At 58.3% G+C, this 283-nt stretch carries 1 protein-coding gene; it reads right to left on the minus strand.

The genetic code is table 11. The features are described 5' to 3' along the window. Positions 1 to 283 (minus strand): hypothetical protein (locus ACZ3HH_RS29685; protein WP_465810108.1); only part of this gene is annotated, 283 nt, incomplete at both ends.

A 283-nucleotide genomic window follows, 5' to 3' on the forward strand; every position in this document is an offset into this window, starting at 1 on the left:
CGTGGATCAGCGGCTGCGCTCTGGCTGCCGTGATTGAGAATGTCCTGATGTTCGGAAGGCAGAACCGACTTGGCGAGATAAATCGCCGACAGCACGCCACTGCCATGGCCCGGATCGCCATAGGAAGGAAAATGCAGCCGCAAGGTCGAATTGAGCAAACCTAGCTGGTTTTGCCATTGCGGCGTGAACTGCAGCTTGCGGCGCGCATAGACGCCATCCTGCGTCTTCTGGAAACTGAAGCGCGGCTTCTCGCCGGTGAGACGCATCTCGCCGAAGATCAGAT

Source organism: Pseudomonas sp. PME37.24/025 (assembly GCF_055556615.1).